We start from the raw sequence: 21,320 nt of genomic DNA on the forward strand, positions 1-21,320 counted from the left end.
GTGGTACAACCGATTGGCAGCCTAGCCAGCAGCGTGCCGAGCGGAAGGATGTTGCGATTTCGCGCCCTTGCGCACGACACCATGCGGCATGCCGCGAAGCCCACGAACCGAAGGTGCGTTACGCGCTACGCGCTCGGTGAGCACCTTTCCCAGGAACGGCCACGGAGTAAGCCATGACCCTGGGACTCGCGATTCTTGGACTCTTCACGGCGCTGCTATCCATGGCGGCCATCTTCCCCGTCCAGGAGCCAAAGTGGTTCGGCTTTGGCGTCATGGCGGCCGCCCTCTGCGCCCTGGGTGGTGCTTTCAGTCCACCCCACCTGCGCACGGCCATGCCCTGGGGCGTGGGCACGGCGCTCGCCATCTGGGCCCTGGTGGGCCTGGGCACGGGCGCCATCAGCGCCTGGCTGGGCTGGGCTGCACTGGCCCTGGGCATGGCCTACCTGGGCCTGGGCATGCTTCATTTCCTGGGCAGGGTGGTGCCCCCCGGGCGCCTGCCTCGCTTCCTGCATGTCCCATGAGGTCTGGTGGGCCCACAAAGGCAGCCATCCTCGTGGGTTGGAGTGCGGGCGCCAGGCGTGTGGGAAAGGAGCAGCGCACCGGGTACCCGAAACCGAGCGCCCGGCGCGCGCTCACAGTTCACCGCGGCGGCCCTCCCCCCGGGGGCCGACATGAGAGTGTTCCGCCACTGCCCCGTGTCCGGCTATTGGGGAAATCCCTGGGTCATTAAAAACCCAGAACCTTTGAAAGCCAAGAAGTCCCCGTAGGGACAATTCTGAACGTTCAAGACGGGCGTGAAGAAAGGGCAAGGACTGGGCGCAAACCCTGACGGGCGTATACTTCCAAAACCGTGATTCGTTTGAATTCCGAGGAGCAAGGCCTGCTGACGGACCTTGAGGCAATGCTCGTGGAGGCCGAGCCCGGGACAGAATCCCTGCCCCCGGTGCTCGGCGCTTTACGAGAGGCTTTACGGGCCGAGCGCGCCGTCGCCTATGGCGTGGACGTGGGCCCCGAGCGCTACCACGCGAGCTACGCCCATTGCGCGGGCTTCCCACTCCCCGCCGCGACAGTGCACGCGGCCATCGAGAACCAGGTGTCTTCCTGGGGAGAACCTTGGGGTTGGTTCAATCCCGCCCGGCCCGAGCCTGCCCAGCGCAACCGCGCGCTGCATTTCCGCTCGCTGACGGAAACCGAGACGGCCCGCCAGCTGCCGCTGCATGACTTGTCAGCCAGCGAGGTGGGGCGCCGGCTGGGCATGAGCGAGGAATCGCTGGAGAGCACCCGGGAGCGCATCAGCGCCCGCTCCGCGGCGATATTCCGGCAGCTCGGCGTGGAGAACATGCAATGGCTGCGCACGCTCGTCTGTGATGGGCCGGTGCTCCTGGGCTGGGTGGGCCTGGCCCGCGCCGAGCCCTTCACCGAGCGCGAGCAGCGCCTGCTCCAGGCCCTGACGCCCGCGCTCCAGCGGCGGCTGACCATGGAGACGCGGCTGCGCGAGTCGGGCCTGATGTCCACGGCGCTGCAGGTCGCCATGGAGGCGCTGGGGCGCGCCGCCTGGATTGTCAGCTCCAGTGGCCGCGTGGTGCACGCCAACAATGCCGGCCGAGCGCGGCTGGAACGGCATGACCCGGAGCTGATGGAGTCCCTGCGCCGCGGCGCCCAGGGCATTCCCTGCTCCGGCCCGCTGACCATGACGCCGCTGCTCACCACCGGCCTGCCACCGCACTACCTGGCCATCGACACCGGCACCGCGTCCAGCGCCGCCGCGCGCGTGCAGGCGCTGTCCGCGCGCTGGTCGCTCACCGCGCGCGAGTCCGAGGTGCTGACGCACATCATCCAGGGCGAGACGAACAAGTCCATCGCCGGCCGGCTGGGCTGCGCCGAGCGCACGGTGGAAGTCCACGTCACGCATCTGCTGAGCAAGGCACAGGTGGAGAGCCGCTCGGCGCTCATCGCCCGCTTCTTCCAGAGTTCATGAACAAGACGTCATCCATCCAGGCCGCGCGCGCGCGGGCCGCCGAGGCCGCGGCGGAGGCGCCGCGTTCCGTCCCGGCGGAGGACCATGTCTGGCGCCGGCGGCTCGTCATTGGGGACCCGCAGGCCGACCTGGACCAGTTCCTGGCCATCCTGGCGCACCACGGACTGTTGACCGGCGAGGGTTGGCTTCGCTCCGACGTGCAGCTCATCTCGGTGGGCGACCACTTCGACTGGGGCAAGCCCGCCGAGCGTGAGTCCGCCGCCGCCAGTGGTCTGGCGCTGGTGGCGTGGCTGGCCGCCCACCCGGCGACCCAGGCGGTGATGCTGCTGGGCAACCATGACCTGGCGCGCGTGGGTGAGCTGGCCGGCTTCACGGATGCGCGCTTCGCCGAGGCCCAGGCCGAAGCGGACCGCATCTACCAGGGAGGCACTCCGGACGAAGCGGCGGAGCAGGCGTTCCTCGCGCGCTGGCCCGAAGTTCCCTCCGCGGAGTTGGTGGCCCGCGATTGCGGCAACTTCCGCGAAGCGCAGCGCACCTGGGTGGAACACCTGCTGCGGGTAAAGCGCTTCCGCGTGGCCCATGCCGCGGCCCCTGACCTGCTGGTGCTGCACGCGGGCGTCACACAGGAGGACCTGGACGTGACGGGCCTGCCTCCCGCCCAGCGCGAGGACGCGAACCAGGTGGCGGCGGCGCTGAACGCGGCCCTGGATGCGGCGGTGGCGGGCTGGACCCGAGGTCCGCTCGTCATTCCGGGACTGCACCACCCAGGCGACGCGGCCCACGGCGAGGGCACGGGCATCTTCTACCAGCGCCCCAGCCTGCTGCCCGAGGACGCCGAGCGCGTGCGCGGCACGCCCCGGCGCCGCTTCGACCCGAGACGGCTGCCCACGGGCCTGACGCAGGTGGTGGGCCATACACGCGACAAGCGAAGCCGCGCGATGCTGGGGATGCCACCCGACGGCGCCCGCGACGGCGTGCTGCGGCATCTCATCACGGATGGAACGCGCGTGGACTACGCCCACGGCGCGCCGCCTCCACCAGCACCCGGCACCGCGATGCTGGTGCTCACCGACGGAGCCATGCGCGAGTGCCAGGCCCCGGACTACGAGCTGTTCGACCTGGACACGCGCTCGGCGGCTACCGCGCCGCGGCCTGAAGACCGCTGAGCTTCTTCTCCAGCCCGGCCACCGTGCGCGGCGACACCTGCGAGGCAGGCAGCGACTTCGCGAAGGTGATGGCCTCTTCCAGCGTCTTCACGGCGGACGCCGTGTCCTTCCGCGCCACGAGGATGTCCGCGCGGCCCGACAACACCGACAACCGCCGCGAGCCCTGGACGCGCGCCAGCGCACGGTCGCTGGCGGCGAGCGCGTCATCCAGCCGGCCGACGAGCCGGTACAACGTCGAAAGGCGCGCGGGCGGGTTGTAGTCCTGGGGCAGGTCCTTCTCGCTCTGCTCGAGCGCGGGAATCGCCCGGGCGGGCGTCTCCAGCTTCATCGCCGCGAGCATGCGGTGCGAGTCGAACACCGTCCGCGCCTGGGGATTGGGCGCCTTCGCGGCCTCGGCCTCCAGGAACGCCAGCCACTCCTCCGACAGGGCCTTCACGGCCGCCGTGTCCTTCGCCGCCTCGCGCGCCTGCACGCGCACCTCGTACAGGCCGGAGCGGTCATCCGCGGACATCTCGATGGCAGGGGGCGCCAGGGCCTCGGCCACCTTGGCCTCCAGGCCGCCGCGCAGCTCCGCCCCCGCCGCGTGGTCCTCCGGCAGCGACAGCACGCAGTACATGCCCAAGAGAGCGCCATTGGCCCAGGACAGCGAGCGGGGCGTCTTCGGGAGCTCCTCCAGCGCCTTGTGCGCGCACGCCTCGTGCTGCTTCGCGCCGTACATCGCCGTCAGCAGCGACTCCACCGCGCGGCCCCGGCGGGACCAGTCCGCGGGCGCCTCGGCCAGGGCCTCCACGAGCGTCTCCGCGGCTTCGGCCGAACGGCCCTCCGCATAGAGCGCGTCTCCGCGAGCCAGCAGGGCCTCGGCGCCGGTGACGCCGCCCTGGTACGCGCGCTCACCGTCCTCGAAGAGCTTCTCCAACTGCGCCACGGTGGCGCTGCCGGCGAAGCGCAGCAGGGCCTTCTCCTGGCGCGGGTCGATGACGTACAGCGTGGGCCAGAACTCCACCGGGTACTTCTCCTGGAACGCCGCGTTCGACGTCAGGTCGGTGTTCACCTCCAGCCACACGAAGCGGTCCGCGTGCCGGGCCAGCGACGCGTCGGACAGGACGTAGGCCTTCATCGACCGGCACGTGTGACACCAGGGCGCCCAGACGTCGACGAAGAGGGGGAGCCCCTTCGCCTGGGCCTCGGCGAGCGCGCGGGCGTAGTCATCCTCGATGAAGGGCAACGGGCCCTTGGCGTGAGACGCGGCGGCCACGGGGGCATTCGTATTCGCGGCGGTGCAGGCGACGAGCCCCGACAGGAGCAGGCAGGCGGCGAGAAGGCGCATGGGACCACCCTACCGCGCTCCACCCGCTCTGTCCCCGGCCGACACCCGGTGGGACAAGTACCTGGGCACGGGGCGTCCCGCGTGCTGTGGTGCGAGGACTTCTGGTGATGAGAGACCCGTACACCCTGCGCACCTGCCTCGCGTCCGCCCTGGACGCCCTGCCCGCTCCCGAGCGCTTCCCGGACGCCTCGGACGCCGAGCTCGCGCGCCGTCTGGCCGAACGCCTGCGCCGCGACCTGCTCCCCCGCCTGGGCTCCGCGGACTCCCCCCTGCTGCTGGTGGCCATCGCCGGTCCCAACAACGTGGGCAAGTCCACCCTCTTCAACTCGCTGGTGGGCGCGGCGCTGTCCCCCGCGAGGCCCGAGGGCGGGCTCACCAAGCAGTGCCTGGCGGCGGCCCACCCGGAGACGTGGACCGGGCCGCTGAAGGACTTCCTGACGCGGCGCTATGACATCGTGCCCGTGGCCTCCGGCGACGCGGCGCCCGTGGACCAGGCGGGGCCTCCGGGCCGGCTGTACCTGACGCTGTCGGACGCGGTGCCTCGCGGGCTGCTCGTCATGGACACGCCGGACTTCGACAGCGTGTACCGCGACAACCGCGAGCGCGCGGAGGCGTTGCTCGTCACCGTGGACGTGCTGGCGTTCGTGGTGAGCCGGCAGACGTACCAGAACGCCGCGCTGGTGGACTTCCTTCGCGCGGCCGTGGGGCATGGGCGGCCGTACCTGCTCGTCTACAACGAGGCCACGCGCGAGGAGGTGGCCCGCGGGCACCTGGACAAGCTCGCCGAGGACGTGGGCCACGCCGCGCTGGCGCGCTACCTGGCGCCGCACCAGCCCGACGTGGAGGCGGGACTGAAGCCCCTCGCCACGGAGCCCCTGGACGGGAAGCCCGCGCTGGGCGCGCTGCTGGGACAGGCCGAACACGCGCGCGAGCTGAAGGCCCGGGCGCTGGAAGCCTCGCTCGCGGATGCGCGCGCGGAGATGGAGGCCGTGTCGCGCGCGGCCTCGGAGGCGGCGCGGGAGCCCGACCGGCTCCGCAAGCGACTGCGCCACGAACTGGACGTGGTGGGGGCGCACGCGGCGCTGAAGGCCGTGCCCGCGGACGTGCTCATCGACGCCTTCCGCGACGAACTGGATGCGCGCAGTCAGTTCCACAAGTGGGTGCGCCTGCCCTTCCGGGGGCTGGCCACGGCGCTCACCTTCGTCACGCGCAAGGTGCGCGAGTCCTTCACCGCGCCCGAGGCCCCGGGCGCGGACACGCCGACCCACGCGGTGGACGAGTCACTGAAGGACGGGGTGCGGCGGCTGGTGGATGCCTTCGCTCCGGAAGTGGCCGCGTGGCGCGCAGACGCGCAGACGCGGACGAAGCTGGAGGAAACCTTCGGTCCGGTGACGCTGGCGAAGCTGGAGGAGCCGCTGGGCTTCGAGCCCCTGCACGCGCACGCGGCGGACCGGGCCACGCTGTATGCGTACTGCCGGGAGTTGGTCTCCGCGGAGCTTCAGGGCGACATGCGGGAGGAGATTCTCCAGACGCTGACGACGCTGGTGTACTCCGTGCCGTCAGGCGCGGCGGCGGCGGTGACGGTGGCCACGGGCGGCATGGGCCATGACGCGGTCGTCTGGGCGGGCACCTTGCTGTCCACGCCACTGATGGAGCGCTTCGTGGACCTGCTGGGCGCCCAGGTGCGGGCTCGTGTTACGAAGAAGTGGGCGGATGCCCACGGCGCGACCCTGTCGAGGGCCCTAGAGGCGCGGTACTTCTCCGACATCTTGAAGCAGCTCGACGGGCTGGCCAGCGACTGGAGCCAGACGGCGGCCCGCCTGGGCGAGGCCCGGGCAGGCTTGTCCTGACGGGCCCTGAGTCGCGAGTGTATCCAGCGGCGCTGACACCCTGCATCAGCCGGGGTTGAACCGGCGGACATCGGCGCACGATGACGCCTCGGCGAGGGAACGAGCCTCCTGGCCCGCTGTCACTCCGTCCGTGCGTGCCCGGCGGCAATGCGCCATGCTGTGGGTCTCATGAACGGCTCGGACCCAGCCGGACTGGGCTCCCCACCTCTCGTCCTGTCCTTCCGCCACCTGCTGACCGACGCCGTCAGCACGTTCCTGGACGAAGCATCCATGTCCTGCGAGCTGACGGCGGACGCCATCGGAGAGCTCATCGTCACCCTGTCGCGCTATCGCGAAGAGGGAGCCCCGCTGTTTCCCATGGCCTTCGTGGGAGACGACCTGGGACAGATGCTCGAATACCTGGGCGGGCATGACCCGATTGCCATCGGCATCGGTCCGCGCTCGCGCGCCACCATCCAGCGCGCGCTCAAGCAGTGCGCGCCGCTGGGCCAGGGGCGCTGGTGGGCGCTGTACCTCCTGCGCGTCCCGGAGGGCTTCGCCTACGGCGTCTTCCGGACGGACCCCTTCCCTCTGGCGGAGACGCCGCTGGAGCGGCTGCGCCGTGTCGAGGACAGGGGCGCGGGCGTCGTGGGTGTGCTTCAGCTCGCCGACAACATCCTGGAGTTGCGCTCGGGCGGAGGGCTGTGCCGGCACGTGTACCTGTCCGGCGCGAGGGTGGAGTCGGCCTCTCCTCCAGAGGTGATGGATGAGCTGGCGGACGTCGTCACGGCCGGCGTCACCACGCACAGCCGCGAGCGTGCGCGAGGGTTCTTCCGCCGCGTGCTCTTCGAGGTAATGCAGGGCTCCCACGGAGCGCTCGTGGCGGTGCTGCCCCGGGAGCGCGCGGGCTCCACGCTGTTCGTGGACGGCATCATCCTGCCCCGTCCGCTGGACATCGTGGCGTTGCTGGAGCGCTACCACGCGGACCCCACCGACAGCGCGGGCACCGCGGTGCGCGCCGCCGCGCAGTTGCTGCGGGGAATGATGGCCACCGATGGCATCACCGTGCTCCGCGCGGATGGCTGCATCGTGGGCTACAACATCTTCGTGCGACATCCCGAGACACTGGCCAGCCAGCCGTCTGTGGTTGGCGGCGCTCGGCGGCGGACCTTCGAGGTGCTGTGCGCGGCCCTGGGCACGGAGCTCACCGCCGCGTTCATCCGCTCCCAGGATGGGGACGTGAGCTGCAAGCGGGTCTGAGTCAGAGCGACCTGCATTTCAAACTATTCCGAGTAGCAACGGCCCACTGAATCTCCGCCGTTGAGCGACCTCCGGAGGACCTGCGACGTCGTAGCGGAAAGCCGCACGTTGCCGGAATTGCGGTTGTGGGAGATATCCCGCATTGTTGCGGGGCTTTGAAATCGCCCGTGTCCCGCATCGCGCGTACCGCGCTCACTGTCCTGGCGGTGTGCCTCGCGGCCTCGACCGCCTGGGGCCAGAAGCTGCCCGATGTCGTCATCCAAGGGCCTCCCATTGCCCCCGCACTCGCTGGTGATGGGCAAGGACTGTGCGTGGCGTCCAATGTGTGGACGCGCCCCTTGAATGAGTTTCCGCAGTCGCGCGGAACGTACATCGACGGTATCAACGGGTTCCTCGAGGAACCCGCCAGCAGGCAGAGCCGTGTCACAACGGTGCTGCGTACGCCCTTCGACCTGTCCAACAACCTCAATGACGGACGCACGCTGAGCTACGGCGACTTCGTCAATCAGGTTACGGCACCCGGGTGTTCGATTGGCGGATGCACCTTCAACGTCATCGAGGACGACGACGCCTTCACCCCGTTCGCGTCGCGATTTCGCGGTTACCTGAACGTCACCGCGGATCTAGCGGGTCAGCCGCTTCACTTCGGCTACTACGTGGACGATGGCATCAGCCTCGTCATCTACGACCGCAGCCAAGCCTACCAAGTCATCAACCGGCCACCGGTGCTCGGATTCGCGACGTGGCGAACCACCAACAGCGTTACGTTCAATGCGCCGGGGTTGTACGCCGTCGAAATGCTCTACTCGCAGGTCGGCGAGCACGCAGCCCTCGAGATGTCGATGCACACGGGCGCCTTCACTGACTTCGAGCGTGCCGCGAACCAGCCGCCCGTCATCAACCTCTTCAGCTCCGGCTTCCAGCTCCTCCGTCCCGCACAGTTCTTCCAGACGGAGAACGGCATCCTCTCCTTCGCAGGCCAGCCCGACCGCTGCGAGCAGTGCAACCGCGGCAACGCGAACTCGCCCGGCAACGGAGGCTGCGGCTCCTTCTTCCACTGCAACGCAGCGGCCCTCTGCGCGCCCTGCGACTCCTCGCTCTTCTGCGGCGAGTACTGCTCCCCCTGCGGCGAGTCCGCGCCCCACTGCGCCAACGTCAACGGCCGCACCCAGTGCGTGCAGTGCACCGAGGACGGCCAGTGCCCGAACGGCCGCTGCGACCTCGAAACCAACCAGTGCACCGGCTGCAACGAAGACAGTGACTGCGCCACGGGCGCCTGTGACACCGAAACATTCACATGTGTCGAGTGCAAGAACGACAGCCAGTGCACCAACGGCGAGGTCTGCGCCACCGACATCAACGAGTGCCGCGAGTGCACGCAAGACTCCCACTGCCCTCAAGGCGAGTCCTGCACCGACAACGTGTGCTCGCCCTGCGCCACCAATGATTCGTGCGCTGGCAACTCCTGCAACTGCTGCCCCAACGGCACCCAGTGCTTGGCGCTGACGCCCGGTGCCACGCCGACCTGTGTGGAGTGCACCACCAGCAGCCAGTGCGCCGAAGGACAGCAGTGCGACACCGCCAACGGCCGCTGCGTGGACAGCGTGCCTTCGTGCAACACGGCCGACAGCTGCGGCCCTGGCTGCGTGAAGTGCCCCGGCGAGCGCCCCTACTGCCTCGACGGCGAAGTCTGCGTCCAGTGCCGCAACGACTTGGAGTGCGGCGACGGCCAGTTCTGCCTCAGTGGCGAATGCGCGTCCTGCACCACGGACAAGCACTGCGGCCCCCGCTGTGGCGCCTGCGGTGGTGACACCCCCTTCTGCCTCTCCAACGGCACCACGCAGGGCAGCACCTGCGTGGGCTGCACGGATGACGGAGACTGCGGGAGCGGCGTGTGCAATCCCACCACGCGCACGTGTGAGAACTCGGGCGCGTGCGCGGTGACGTGCGAGCCGGGAACGGTCTGTGACGGGACCTCCTGCGTGGAGTGCTTCGCGGATGCCCACTGCCCCTGCGGCGGCACCTGCGACACCGCGACCAACACCTGCTCCACCGCCTGCTCCGACAGCGGAGACTGCCTGGGCGTGGAGCACTGCTCCGCGAAGACGATGGAGTGCGAGCGCGGCCGCCGCAAGCCTGGCACCGAGCCCCAAGGCGGCGCCTTCTGCTGCGGCACCACCGCAGACGCCACGCCCGCTGGAAGCACCACCTTCCTGCTACTGCTCGCCGCGGGTCTCACGTTCCTCCGCCCCCGGCGCCCTGCTCGATGAAGCCCTCGCACCTGTTCCTCATCGTGGCGCTGGGGTTGTCCACCGCCGCCACTGCGCAGCCAGACGCACGCTTCAACATTCAGCTCTTCCGTCCGTCCGGCGCGCCCCAGGACCTGGTCGTGGTGCAGCAGTCGCGTCCGCTGTCACACCTGTCCATCTCGGCCGGGCCGTACCTCAGCTACTCGCTCAACCCCCTGTCCCTGATTCCCGAGGGCGGAGACCTGAGCAAGATCAACCTGGTCGGCAACCGCCTTCAACTCGACGTCATGGCCACCATTGGCCTCTTCGACTGGGCCGAGGTCGGCGTGGACATGCCGCTCATCCTCGCCCAGGGCGGCGCCAACCTGGAGGTCATCGGCACCGAGGGGAGCGTGGAGAGCTTCGTGCTCGGTGACCTCCGGCTCACCGGCAAGGTGGCCATCCCGGGCCTGCGCCGGCCCGCCGAGGGCAAGGGCTGGGGCGGCGCGGTGACGCTCAACGTGAGCTTCCCCACCGGCGCCCAGGACGCCTTCGCCGGAGACGGCGAGCTGACCTGGGCCCCGGGCCTGGTGCTGGACTACCGCTTCGAGAACGGCATCCTCCTGGCGCTCAACGGCGGCTTCTGGAAGCGCCCGGACCGCGTCTTCAGCGGCGTGTCCGTGGGCGACATGATGCCTTTCGGCGTCGGCGCGGAGGTCCCCATCCTTCGCGGCAGCGGTGTCACCGCGGTGGGCATGGTGCACGGCGCGGTGGGATTGCAGAAGCAGCCAAATGAGCCCCGACAGGTCCCCGCGGAGGCGCTCTTCGGCCTGCGCTGGTACAGCTCCACCGGCCTCACCTTCACGTTCGGCGGCGGCATGGGCTGCGGCTGCTCCATCGCCTCGCCTTCGCTGAGCTTCTTCACGTCCATCCTGTGGATTCCGGCGAAGACGCGCGAGTGGGAGGCCCTGGAGCGCTTCAAGGAGCCGCCCGAGCCCCCGCCGCCGCCCATCGACCCGGATGGTGACGGCGTGATTGGCGAGTCGGATGCGTGCCCCGACGTGGCCGGCCCCGTGGCCAACATGGGCTGCCCGGACACGGACAAGGACGGCGACGGCGTGGTCGACCGGCTTGACCGGTGCCCGGACCAGCCCGCTGGCAGCCGCGGCAAGGACGGGTGCCCGCTGGCCCGCCGCGAGGGCAACCGGATTGTCATCCTGGAGCAGCTCAACTTCGCCACCGACCAGGACATCATCCTCTCCGAGTCCTTCCCCATCCTAGAGGAGGTCGCGCGGGTGATGAACGAGAACACCGAGGCCGACCGGGTGCACATCGAGGGTCACACCGACTCTCGCGCCAGCGATGCGTACAACCTGGACCTATCGCGCCGCCGCGCGGCCAGCGTCATGCGCTTCCTGGTGGAGAGCGGCGTGGCGGCGGAGCGGCTGTGCTCGCAGGGCTTTGGCCGCTCGCGGCCGCTGGCGGACAACGCGACGGAAGAAGGCATGGCGCTCAACCGCCGCGTCGACTTCACCATCCAGCCGCCGAGCGACGGACCGCGTCCGCCCTGCCCGGAGGACGCGGAGGACAAGAAGCGCAAGCGCCCCACCAAGAAAGCGCCTGCCACGCCCAAGGCGAAGTCGAAGGCTCCCGCGGCGCCGAAGCCGTAGACGCGGGGAAGACTCGCTAGGGGACGACGAACTCCGCCGCCGACCGGCGCCGACCGGCGACCACGGACACCACCGCGCGCCCGGACCCCACCGCCGTCACGCGGCCTTCGGGTGACACCGACACCACGGCGGAGTCCGAGGTGAAGAACTCCAGCGGCACCGTGTCCAACACGACGCCGCTGCGATTGAAGGCGCGCGCCTGGAGCTGCACGGACTGCCCCCTCCGCTGGAAGGCGTGGTGCGTGAGGTTGAGGCCCAGCCGCGCGAAGTCCGCCGGCACCACCTGCACCGCGATGTGCCGGCTGAGGTGCCCCAGTGTCGCGCTCAGGGTCGCCTTGCCCGGGCGCACGGCCACCAACTGCCCATCCTCCACCCGCGCCACCGTCTCATCCGAGGAGCGGAACGTGGGCATGGCGTCCTGCAACGAAGAGCCCTGCTCGTTCCTCGCCACCACGCGCAGCTTGATGACGCGCCCCACCTCGAGGAAGTCCGCACCTGGGGCACGCACGTCCAGCGAGTTGAGGATGGTCAGCTCCAGCGGCAACGCCGCGCGGACCTTGCCACCCGTCGCCCCGATGGTCGTCTTCCCCGACTTGCGCACCGTCAGCAAGCCCTCCTGGACCTGCGCCACGTCCGGCGCGGAGCTGGTCCACCGCAGCTTCGGGTTGGACATGGGCTGGCCCTCCGCGTCGAAGACCTCGTACGCCAGCTTCACGGTCTGCCCAGGTGTGCGGAGGTACTTCGTCTCCAGCGGCTCCAGCTTCATGGTGGTGGGCGTGGGCCCGCAGGCGCTCAGCAGCCCGATGACGGCGACAAGGGGGAGGCAAATAGGAATGCGCGGCGTCTTCACGGCGTCACGACGGCGGAGATGGGTGGGAAGCCCCCATTGTAGCCCCACCCCATCAGCGGCGTACGAAAAGGGGCCTTCGAGGTTCAGGGCCGCACGCCTGCTCCCACCCGCCTCACGCCCCGGCATGCCATTGCAGCGCGGGAATGCGTCCACGAGGCCGGGGTCCGGGCGCCAGCGAGAGGGGCGGCACGTAGAGGCCCAGCCGCTCCCGCCGCCACCAGATGCCCGTGCGCCGCCGCTCGGCCACGTCCGTCATCCGGTAGTCGTACAGCACCGCTCGCACCATCCGGGGCGGCCGGTCCGGGAAGGGGCTGCCCGCCAGCAGGCCCAGGACGTCCGGCGAGCCCTCCAGCAGCCGGGCCAGGAACGCGACGAACCAGCCAGGGGGCGAGCCGAGCGCGGCGAACCACATCTGCCAGTCCAGCCGCGGCTGGTGGGGAGCCACCTGCCGGGGAGGCCGGGCCGGGTCCCCCACCTTGTAGCGGAAGGAGTATTCCTTCCACTCCACACCGTCGTCGGAGCCCTCCACGACGATTTCCGGCCGCTGCACCGTCATCACGCTGAAGAGGCCGTAGGGATTCACCGAACGCAGGGGCCGCGCCCGGGACTCCAGCCACGTCAGCATCGCGCCGACGCGCTCGGGCCGGTACCGCTGCCACCCTTCGAACCGGCGAAGCACCTCCGACGCCCCCAGCACCAGCAGCGGCGACACCACCAGCGCGGACACGCCGGTACGCCACCAGGGCCGTGGCTGAGCGGGAGGCCCGTCCTTCAAAGGAAGCACCCGCCGCAGCGCCGCGTCATCCAGGAGCCACACGCCCAGCACCCAGGCTTGGACGTTGAAGAAGCCGTAGTTCCCCGTGGCGGCGATGGCGGCCTGCAAGCCGCTCAGACTCCAGAAGGCGAACTGCCGTAAGCGGCGGGGCCCGAAGGCCAGGAAGGGCACCACCGTCTCGAGCCAGAGCACCGCCCCGGTCGAGGCCCGCTGGAGCCGACGCGGCAGATGATGCGCGTACCAACCACCCCGCGTGGGCAGCGGCGCTGTCTCGTAATAGTGCTCGCACGCGCTCAGCTCGCGCCAGGTCTGGTCCCCTGACTGGAGCTTGCTGAGCCCCGAGCCGAAGTAGAGCCGGAACACGAGCAGCCGGAAGAGGAACACATCCAGCGCGGAGGGCTCGTCACGGCCCAGGCCCGGCCGCAGTCCTCCGGGCGCGGTGAGCGCCGCCAGCAGCCCCATCTCCAGCAGCAGCACGTCCCACTGGAAGGAGAGGAACTCACGCCCCACCGCCACGTAGGAGAGGTACAGCGCCCACAGCCACGACACGCTGAAGCGAGGCGCCACGTTGAAGAGCAACGCCAGGGACAGAACCTGGCCCTTCCAGCACCCACGCACCAACGCGGCGTCGGAAGCGACCAACCAGAACAGCGACGGAATGCGCCGCCACCTCGCGAGCGCCGAAGCCTCCTCGCGACGCTCCGCGGCCAGGCGCTCCGCCACGGGCCGGAGACCTTGCGTCCCATACAGTCCCCGCACCTGCCGCCCCAGCGAGGTGAAGGCGATGAGGAACGTTCCTCCCAGCAACCGCAGGAAGGCCCAGCGCACCCACCGGTATTCGTGCGGCACCACCGCGCGCCCGAAGAGCCAGCGGTCCACGCCCGCCGCCTGACGGCGGTTCCGGGCCACCACCGCATAGACGCCCTGGGCCAGCTGCAACACCCCCGGCATCAGGCCCAGCCTCGCGGCCACCCGAGTCCCCCGGCGAGGCGAAGCAGCGAGCGCGCGGAAGAGGGCCTCCGCGCCCTGGGATACCCGGCCGGAGGGCTCCACCAGCTGCATGGCCCTGCGCATGTCCGCCTTCGGGATGCCCAGCAACCAACGGCGCCACCCGCTGCCCGGCCGGTAGCAGACACGGTCCCCGGTGCGCCAATGCCAGCGCGCCGCCCAGCGCCGGCAGAACGCGCAGTCGTCGTCGAAGAGCACCAGGGGCCGGGCCAGCAGCACACCGCGAGAGATTCGCGCCATCATGCGGGAACGTTGTGCCGTCCCACGGACGACGTCCCCGTATCCTCGGGCGCCCGCCGTGGAAGCGGCGGAGCATCCAGGCCGTGGCCCCCCTCCCCGCCCAAGTGACAACGCCTGGGGGTGCCTAGCTTTGTCCGCATGAGCGAGCCCAAGGGGAAGGCGAAGCGGACAAGCGAGCTGGTGCCTGGCGTCCACCACTGGACCCTCTCCGATGACCGCATCGGCGGCGCGCGCAGTGACGCGTACGCCGTGGTGGACACGGATGGCGCCGTCGTCCTCATCGACCCGCTGCCCATCGACGAGGAAGCGCTGCGCAAGCTGGGGAACATCTCCGCCATCGTCCTGACGGCGGGAAACCACCAGCGCTCCGCGTGGCGGCTGCGCAAGGCCTTCAAGGTGCCCGTCTGGGCGCCCGAGGGAGCACAGACGCTGGAGGAGCAGCCCGACTTCTTCTACGTCGCGGGAGACACGCTGCCCGGGGGACTCATCTCGTTCCACACCCCCGGCCCCACCGAGGCGATGTACACGCTGTGGATGCAGCAACACCCGCGCGCCGTCGCGTTCATCTCCGACCTGCTCACGCACGAGGACGGCGAGACGCCGGACTTCATCCCCAGCGAATACCAGGACGAACCGCTGCGCACCCGGCACAGCGTCCAGCGCATCCTGGACCACCTCCCCGTGGAGACGCTGTGCTTCTCCCACGGCGCGCCCATCCTCCGTGACGGCGCCCGCGCGTTGCGGCTCGCGCTGGAAGAGGACATGGAGTCGCCCGCCGCGCCAGCGCCCTGAGCCCACCCGCGCGCGTCAGCCCAGCGGCCCTTCGCGCACCAACACCTGCCCCGCGTCCAGCCCCGGAGGCACCAGGTGCAACACCTCGCCCGCCTCCGCGCGGTCGAGCAGCGCGCTCAGCGCCGAAAGGTCCGTGGCGGGAACACGCAGCGACGGCGTCAGCGAAAGGCGCCGCACCATCGCGTCGCCCAGTCGCGTCCGGTCGGTCAGCTCCGACTCGTAGACGAAGGAGCGTTCGCCATACTCATGGCCCCCGGGCACGCGCCCCACGAGGCGCAGCGGGCCCAGCCTGGAGTGGACACGGACGCTGGGGTTGTCCCACTGGGCCACGCCTCGCAGCCGCCGCGCGCGCAGCATCTGCAACGTGAGCAGCTTCACCCACGGCGACGCCCCCGTTCCCGGCAGCACGCTCAGCAGCGACACGCCAATGACCAACCCCGGCGTCACCGAAGGCGCCGCGTAGTAGGCCGCGCCAATGGCCGGGTCCTCGTCGGCCAGCCCCAACCGCTCACGCACGGGGGCCGCCAGCATCCGGGCCGGGCAGCGCAGCAGCCCAATGGCACCCGGCAGCAGATACAGGTCCGACAGCACCCAACGCGGCACGCCGATGCCACCGAAGGCGAGCTGGTTCAGCGCCAAATACTGCATCGCCAGGTCCGCGTTCCGCTCGGCGGGCAGGAACGTCACCGGCACACCCAGCGGAGACAGGTCCAACGCGCCTGCGTGCGCACCCGAGCCCAGCGCCACCAGCGATGCGCCAGGGTGCGCCGCGAGGAAGGCCTCCGCCTGCCGAGGCAGCGTGTCCGCGTCACCCATCGGCATCGATGTCCCTCGCGATGGCCGACAACCGGAACGCGTCTGGGATGTTCAGCGTCGCGGCGTCCACCTCCGCGCGCGACACGAGGCAGCGTGACGAGCCGCCTCCCTTCTCACACAACTCGCGCATGGTGAGCGACACCACGCGCAGGCCCAGCGCCTCCAGCCGCTCCCGCACCGAGTCCGGCACCACCGAAGGCGCCAGCACGTCACGCCCCACCGGCAGCCCGTTGGTGGCGTAGCGGCGAATCTCCGCCTCCGTCACGAGGAGCAGCCGGTGCTCGCCGAAGCGCTCGCGCAGCAGCGCATGGGACTCCGGCGCCATCACGTCCGGACACACCATCAGCCGGTCCACCGCGGGCAGCGGAAGCACGGCCATGTTGCCGTGGAAGGCGGGCTCGCGGACCTGGATGCGCAGCACCTCTCCGGGGAAGTACCGCGCCGCGGCCTCCAGGCCGTCCAGCGTCGTGCGGCCGCCCCAGAACAGCAGCGTGACGCCGTCGAAGGTGGCCACGTCACCGTGGGCCTCCCAGATGCCCACGCCCGGGTCCACCACCTCCATGCCCAGGGCCCGGGCCAGGGGCGCCCAGTGCTCGCGCTCCGCCTGCCGGTGCGCGCTCATCATCCGCGGCAGCACGAACAACGGAGCGGCGCCCTGACGCGCCACCACCTGTCCACATTCGGCGGCGTACGGCATGCCCGTCAGGAGCTCGGAGGGAGACGGCAACGCGACCACCGTGCCGCCACGCGCTTCGATGTCCCGGGCCAGCGCCAGCCATTCCCGCCGGGCCTGACGCGCGTCCACAGGCGGCGCCTCGCGGCTGCGGAAGTTGCTGCGGCCACGCAGGGCCCACGTGCGTCCCGGCGGCGACATGAGGAAGAGGTCCATGGTGGTACTGCTTCTACTCCCCCAGGCATCCCCGCTGCCATCCGGTCCCCGTCCCCCCCGACGCCCGACGCTCCCGGTAGGGCTTCCCGCGCGGGGTCCCCGCCGGAAACTGCACGCTGGCGCACCCTCCACGCATCTTCTTCGTAGTCACCCGGCCGAAGCCGGGACAGGCTCTCTCCACGTGGACGAGACGAGCCTTCCTGAACCCGATGCCCTGCGTTCCCTGCTGAAGACGGCCCTGGAGCTGCCCGCGCTCCGGCCGCATGCCGCGCGCCTGGAGCGGCTCGTGGACGACTATGCGCGCGGCGTGGCGCGCAAGGACGCCCCCCTGAGCGTGGCGTTGGTGGGAGCCACCGGCGCGGGCAAGTCCACCCTCCTCAACGCGCTGGCGGGGCAGGCCCTGTCGCGCGAAGGCGTCAACCGGCCCACCAGCACGGTCGCCACGGTGTTCGCGCCCGAAGGCACGCCCACGGACGCGCTGGCGGGCTCCGGCGCGCGGGTCATGACGTATGCCCCCGGCCCCCAGGGCCTGTGGGGCGGACAGGTCTTCATCGACACGCCGGACCTCAACAGCGTGGCCACCACGCACCGCGAAGTGGCCCGCGCGGCGCTGGAGCGCGCGGATGTCGCGCTCGTCGTCATGCACCGCGGCAGCGTGGCGGAGGCCTCCCAGGTGGAGTTCCTCACGGAGTTCGCCCGCCGGCGCGCGCTCGTCTTCATCCTCAACTTCGCGGACGAGCTGTCTCCGGAGTCGCGCGACACGCTCAAGGCCCAGGTGCGCCGCGTGGCCTCCGAGCAGTACGGCCTGGCCCAGGAAGACGTGCCCGTCTTCGCCATCAGCGCCTTGTCGGCGAAGGACGGCCGGGACGTGTCCGGCGAGTTCGGCGCCCTGCTCTTCCACCTGCGCGGGCTGGCCACGCAGGCGGTGGCTGCGCGCGTTCGCAAGACGAACGCGATGGGCGCGCTCGAAGAGGTGCACACCCGCGTGGAGGCCGCGCTGAAGGAGACGGACGCGATGCTGTCCCGCACGCGCGCCGCGCTGGACTCGGGGATGGAGAAGGCGGCGGAGGGCCTGCGCGCGGACTTCGACGCGCGGCTGCGGCTGGCGCACGGCCACCTGGCGGCGGAGGTGCGGCGTCAGGCGGGAGGCCGCTTCTGGGGGCCCGCGGCCTGGGGCCTGCGGCTGTCCCTCTGGGGCGCCAGCGGGCTGGGCGCGGCGGCGCTGGTGGGGCGGAGCAGTCTGCCCGCGGGGCTGGCGGTGGCGGCGGCCTCCACCGTGGTGGACGTGGTGCGCGGACACACCCGCGCCAGGGCCGCGGAGTCCGCGGTGGTGGAGCCCTTCGAGGACGACTTCAGCGCCCAGGCCGCGGCGCGCACCGCGCTGGCGGAGGCGCGCAGCGTGGCGCGCGCGAGCGGACTGGAGCCCGCGCTGCTGGGCGTCCCCGACGTGGACACGCTGTTGGAGGAGGTGCGGGTGGCGAGAGCGGGCGCCTGGCGCTACACCGCCACCACCGGCGTGGCGGAGGCGGTGGCCGGCTGGTGGCGCACCGCGCGCTGGCTGGTGCTGCCGCTCATCAACCTGCCGCTGCTGGCCCTGCTGGGCCATGTGGGCTACCGCGTGGTGCGGGCCTACGTGGAAGGCCCCCTGCTGCCGTTGGACTACTTCGTCAACGCGGGGGCCCTCTTCATGCTGCTCGCCGGAGCGGGCGCGCTGCTGGCCTCAGCGAGTCTCGCTGGAGCCGCTCGCCGTGCGGGTACCACCGGACGTGCGCGCTTCGTTGAGGCCCTGGCCGCCCTGGGCGGGAGGCTGGGAGAGACCGTCGAGGATGCTCTGCGCCCCGGGCGGGAGGCCGCGAAGGGCCTGCTGGCGCTCCGGTGACATGGACATCACCGGCTGACCCGGGGTGTGCGTGCCGTCGTTGCTCGCCATGAGCGCCTGCGTGCCGTTGTCCTTGCAGAGGGGCGCGGCCACGCGGGTGTCGCGCACCGGGTCCCCGTAGCCAGCGATGCGCGCCGGCACGGACGGGTTGTTCCAACCCTTGCCGCTCTCACGCGCCACCTTGAAGTGCAGGTGCGCGCCGCAGGCCCAGCCGGTGGAGCCGGAGAAGCCGATGAGCTGGCCTTCCTTCACCACGTCACCCGGCTTCACCACCACCGCGCTGAAGTGGAGGTACTGCGTCTCCAGTCCATCGCCGTGGGAGATGACGACGTAGTTGGCGTAGGGCGCGAACTTCTCGTCACAGCCACCCTTGGTGCTGTCACCGCGAGACAGGCGCACCGTGCCGTCGCGCGCGGCGACGATGGGCGTGCCATCCGGCATGCGGAAATCCCACGCATGTGTGTCGTTGTGTTGGTGACTTCCCGTGTCATGTCCCTGGCTCACCGTGTGGATGCGACCACAGGCGAAGGGAACGCCGACCTCGGGCATTTCGCCCACATCAGTGGCGGAAGAGGAAGGAACCGCAGGGGCCGAAGCCAGGAGAGAACCAAGAAGGAGGGCTGAAAGGTTCATATCGGGGCGGGGCGGAAACGGGGGCAAGTGGCGCGGGTATTTCCCTGCGGATTTTCGCCGCGCCCGCCTGCTGTACGACGCGGAGGGCATCGGCACGCCCGCCCTCCCGAGGAGAATCATGCCCGAGTCCCGAGCGAACGCCGCGAACTCGGCACCCAGGCCCCTGCCCGCCGGGCCGCTGGGGAAGCGGGCCTGACGCGCCTCGTGAGCGGCCACTTCCCTTTCGAGCCCCCCGTGTACGGGGACAGGTGGCGGCACACGCCACTGTGAGGCGCACTCACTCCTCAGCACAGAAAGTGACTGGTCACTCACTAAGTTCAGACTTATCCTCCGAGTCGAATGGCCGCGAAGAACACTCCATCGGACGCGCCGGTCCGGCCCGTCCGCCGCACGCAGCAGGAGCGCCGTGAGACGACGCGGCGCAAGCTGCTGGACGCCACCATCGAAACGCTGGTGGAGCAGGGCTACGCCCGCCTGACGACGGTGGAGGTGTCCAAGCGGGCAGGCCTGTCACAGGGCGCGCTCTTCACGCACTTCGACACGAAGGAGGAGCTGCTCGCCGCGGCGGTGGAGCACCTCTTCCCCCGGCTCATCCAGGACTACCTCGCCGGTGTGGGGGCCCGACCATCAGGTAGGGACCGCATCGCGGCGGCGGTGGACATGTTGTGGGCCGCCTTCCAGCGCCCGGAGCTGCAGGCCGCCATCGAGCTGTACGTCGCGGCGCGCACGGACGCGGAGCTGCGCGTGGCGTTGGCGGCGGTGGACGGGCCGCACCGGGAGAACCTGCACCGCGTGGCACGCGAGCTGTTCCCCGAGGCCTCCGAGCACCCGGACTTCGACTCCATCGTGGAGCTGGCGCTGGACGCGGTGCAGGGCGCCGCGGTGGGAGGCAGCGCACGGCCCAACGACCCGGCGCACCGGCGCATGCTGGATGCGCTCACCCACTTCATGCGCAACGCCTTCCTCCCCTCATTGACGCGGCCTCGCCGCCGCGCCCGCTCCTGAGTTCGCCGACACGGAGGGTCCCACCATGGACGCAGCACACATCCCCGACCTCATCACCCCCGCCATCCCGGTGTTCACCCTCACGGTGATTGCCGAGGCCCTCTGGGTGAAGAAGCAGCGGGACGAAGGCCGTCCCATGGTGGGCCACACCTGGAAGGACACGATTGCCAGCCTCTCCATGGGGCTGGGCAACGTGGCCATCAACGTCCTGTGGAAGGGCGTGGCCTTCGCCGGCTACCTGGCGCTCTACCACCTGACGCCGCTGCGCATGGGCACCGGCGTGCTGGCGTGGGTGCTCATCTTCTTCGCGGACGACCTCTGCTACTACGCCTTCCACCGCGTCCACCATGAGAGCCGCTTCTTCTGGGCGTCCCACGTGGTGCACCACTCCAGCCAGCACTACAACCTCTCCACGGCGCTGCGGCAGACGTGGACGCCGCCCACCAGCTTCGTCTTCTGGGCACCGCTGGCGCTGCTCGGGTTCCACCCGGTGATGATTGTCGTGCAGCAGTCCGTCAGCCTGCTCTACCAGTACTGGATTCACACCGAGGCCATTGGCCGGCTGCCGCGCCCGCTGGAGTGGGTGCTCAACACGCCGTCACACCACCGCGTGCACCATGCGTCCAACCCGCGCTACCTGGACAAGAACTACGCGGGCATCCTCATCATCTGGGACCGCCTCTTCGGGACGTTCGAGCCAGAGGGCGAGAAGCCCGTGTACGGCCTGACGAAGAACCTGGAGACGTTCAATCCCGTGCGCATCGCCTTCCACGAGTTCGCGGCCATCACGCGCGACGCGGCGAAGCCCGGCTCCCTGAAGCAGCGCCTGAGCTACGTCTTCCGCAACCCGGCCTGGAAGCCCGACGCCCCAGAGGCGCCCCAGCCGCCCGGAGTACAGCCCCCGCCCGAAGCGGCACGCCCCTCCGTGTGAGGTGTTGAGCACCCGGCCGCCCGCGGCCCCGTGGACGCGCACCG

At 70.6% G+C, this 21,320-nt stretch carries 16 protein-coding genes and 1 pseudogene; 11 read left to right on the forward strand and 6 right to left on the reverse strand.

All coding sequences use genetic code 11. From position 1 onward, the window contains the following. Nucleotides 1–173: 173 nt before the first annotated feature. The 3 genes from FMP39_RS00970 to FMP39_RS00980 all read left to right on the forward strand — a co-directional run bounded on the left by FMP39_RS00970 (nucleotide 174) and on the right by FMP39_RS00980 (nucleotide 3,144). Entirely contained in the window at nucleotides 174–521 is a 348-nt protein-coding gene (locus tag FMP39_RS00970; RefSeq protein WP_141588154.1) for a hypothetical protein, read from the forward strand. A 329-nt stretch (nucleotides 522–850) separates the two neighbouring features. Then, nucleotides 851–1,978, forward strand: a complete 1,128-nt coding sequence (locus FMP39_RS00975) for a helix-turn-helix transcriptional regulator (RefSeq protein ID WP_141588155.1) — start codon at nucleotides 851–853, stop codon at nucleotides 1,976–1,978. Continuing rightward, the gene (locus FMP39_RS00980) at nucleotides 1,975–3,144 is read left to right on the forward strand and encodes a metallophosphoesterase (RefSeq protein WP_141588156.1); all 1,170 of its coding nucleotides are present in this window, start codon (nucleotides 1,975–1,977) and stop codon (nucleotides 3,142–3,144) included. Before FMP39_RS00975 ends, FMP39_RS00980 begins: the two co-directional genes overlap by 4 nt. Here the strand turns inward: FMP39_RS00980 and FMP39_RS00985 are convergent. Beyond that, entirely contained in the window at nucleotides 3,116–4,471 is a 1,356-nt protein-coding gene (locus FMP39_RS00985; RefSeq protein ID WP_141588157.1) for a thioredoxin family protein, read from the reverse strand. The genes FMP39_RS00980 and FMP39_RS00985 overlap by 29 nt on opposite strands. Nucleotides 4,472–4,578: 107 nt before the next feature. Between FMP39_RS00985 and FMP39_RS00990 the strand changes: the two genes are divergently transcribed. The 4 genes from FMP39_RS00990 to traB all read left to right on the forward strand — a co-directional run bounded on the left by FMP39_RS00990 (nucleotide 4,579) and on the right by traB (nucleotide 11,458). Continuing rightward, complete coding sequence (locus tag FMP39_RS00990) at nucleotides 4,579–6,321, forward strand: GTPase domain-containing protein (RefSeq protein WP_194858178.1); 1,743 nt, start codon at nucleotides 4,579–4,581, stop codon at nucleotides 6,319–6,321. A gap of 168 nt (nucleotides 6,322–6,489) precedes the next feature. Further along, nucleotides 6,490–7,560: a hypothetical protein gene (locus FMP39_RS00995; RefSeq protein WP_228557540.1), complete on the forward strand. Its 1,071-nt coding sequence runs from the start codon at nucleotides 6,490–6,492 to the stop codon at nucleotides 7,558–7,560. Between the two features lie 167 nt (nucleotides 7,561–7,727). After that, nucleotides 7,728–9,830: an outer membrane exchange protein TraA gene (traA, locus tag FMP39_RS01000; RefSeq protein ID WP_228557541.1), complete on the forward strand. Its 2,103-nt coding sequence runs from the start codon at nucleotides 7,728–7,730 to the stop codon at nucleotides 9,828–9,830. Further along, on the forward strand, nucleotides 9,827–11,458 hold the full coding sequence (gene traB / locus FMP39_RS01005) for an outer membrane exchange protein TraB (protein ID WP_141588161.1): 1,632 nt from the start codon (nucleotides 9,827–9,829) through the stop codon (nucleotides 11,456–11,458). Before traA ends, traB begins: the two co-directional genes overlap by 4 nt. Nucleotides 11,459–11,474: 16 nt before the next feature. Here the strand turns inward: traB and FMP39_RS01010 are convergent, their stop codons facing one another. Both FMP39_RS01010 and FMP39_RS01015 read right to left on the reverse strand, forming a co-directional pair. Continuing rightward, the gene (locus FMP39_RS01010) at nucleotides 11,475–12,308 is read right to left on the reverse strand and encodes an Ig-like domain-containing protein (RefSeq protein WP_141588162.1); all 834 of its coding nucleotides are present in this window, start codon (nucleotides 12,306–12,308) and stop codon (nucleotides 11,475–11,477) included. 112 nt (nucleotides 12,309–12,420) lie between these two features. Beyond that, a complete protein-coding gene (locus FMP39_RS01015) occupies nucleotides 12,421–14,334 on the reverse strand; it encodes a lipase maturation factor family protein (protein WP_228557542.1) in 1,914 nt (637 codons plus the stop codon). Nucleotides 14,335–14,469: 135 nt separating this feature from the next. On the opposite strand from FMP39_RS01015, the gene FMP39_RS01020 reads away from it, so the two are divergent. Further along, on the forward strand, nucleotides 14,470–15,123 hold the full coding sequence (locus tag FMP39_RS01020) for an MBL fold metallo-hydrolase (protein WP_194858179.1): 654 nt from the start codon (nucleotides 14,470–14,472) through the stop codon (nucleotides 15,121–15,123). Nucleotides 15,124–15,138: 15 nt separating this feature from the next. Here the strand turns inward: FMP39_RS01020 and FMP39_RS01025 are convergent, their stop codons facing one another. Beyond that, nucleotides 15,139–15,945 carry a hypothetical protein gene (locus FMP39_RS01025; RefSeq protein ID WP_141588165.1) on the reverse strand — a complete coding sequence of 269 codons (807 nt, stop codon included), beginning with the start codon at nucleotides 15,943–15,945 and terminating at the stop codon, nucleotides 15,139–15,141. Then, nucleotides 15,932–16,828 carry a dimethylarginine dimethylaminohydrolase family protein gene (locus tag FMP39_RS01030; protein ID WP_141588166.1) on the reverse strand — a complete coding sequence of 299 codons (897 nt, stop codon included), beginning with the start codon at nucleotides 16,826–16,828 and terminating at the stop codon, nucleotides 15,932–15,934. The genes FMP39_RS01025 and FMP39_RS01030 overlap by 14 nt, the downstream gene beginning before the upstream one ends. Nucleotides 16,829–17,009: 181 nt before the next feature. On the opposite strand from FMP39_RS01030, the gene FMP39_RS01035 reads away from it, so the two are divergent. Continuing rightward, the gene (locus FMP39_RS01035) at nucleotides 17,010–18,707 is read left to right on the forward strand and encodes a GTPase (RefSeq protein ID WP_141588167.1); all 1,698 of its coding nucleotides are present in this window, start codon (nucleotides 17,010–17,012) and stop codon (nucleotides 18,705–18,707) included. Nucleotides 18,708–18,890: 183 nt separating this feature from the next. On the opposite strand, the pseudogene FMP39_RS38635 reads toward FMP39_RS01035, so the two are convergent. Then, nucleotides 18,891–19,460: pseudogene (locus FMP39_RS38635) on the reverse strand (M23 family metallopeptidase); the annotation flags it as partial. A 219-nt stretch (nucleotides 19,461–19,679) separates the two neighbouring features. On the opposite strand from FMP39_RS38635, the gene FMP39_RS01045 reads away from it, so the two are divergent. Continuing rightward, complete coding sequence (locus tag FMP39_RS01045) at nucleotides 19,680–20,345, forward strand: TetR/AcrR family transcriptional regulator (RefSeq protein WP_141588168.1); 666 nt, start codon at nucleotides 19,680–19,682, stop codon at nucleotides 20,343–20,345. Between the two features lie 25 nt (nucleotides 20,346–20,370). Continuing rightward, entirely contained in the window at nucleotides 20,371–21,276 is a 906-nt protein-coding gene (locus tag FMP39_RS01050; RefSeq protein ID WP_141588169.1) for a sterol desaturase family protein, read from the forward strand. The last annotated feature ends 44 nt before the right edge of the window (nucleotides 21,277–21,320 follow it).

The organism is Myxococcus sp. AB056 (assembly GCF_006547365.1).
GTDB lineage: Bacteria > Myxococcota > Myxococcia > Myxococcales > Myxococcaceae > Myxococcus > Myxococcus virescens.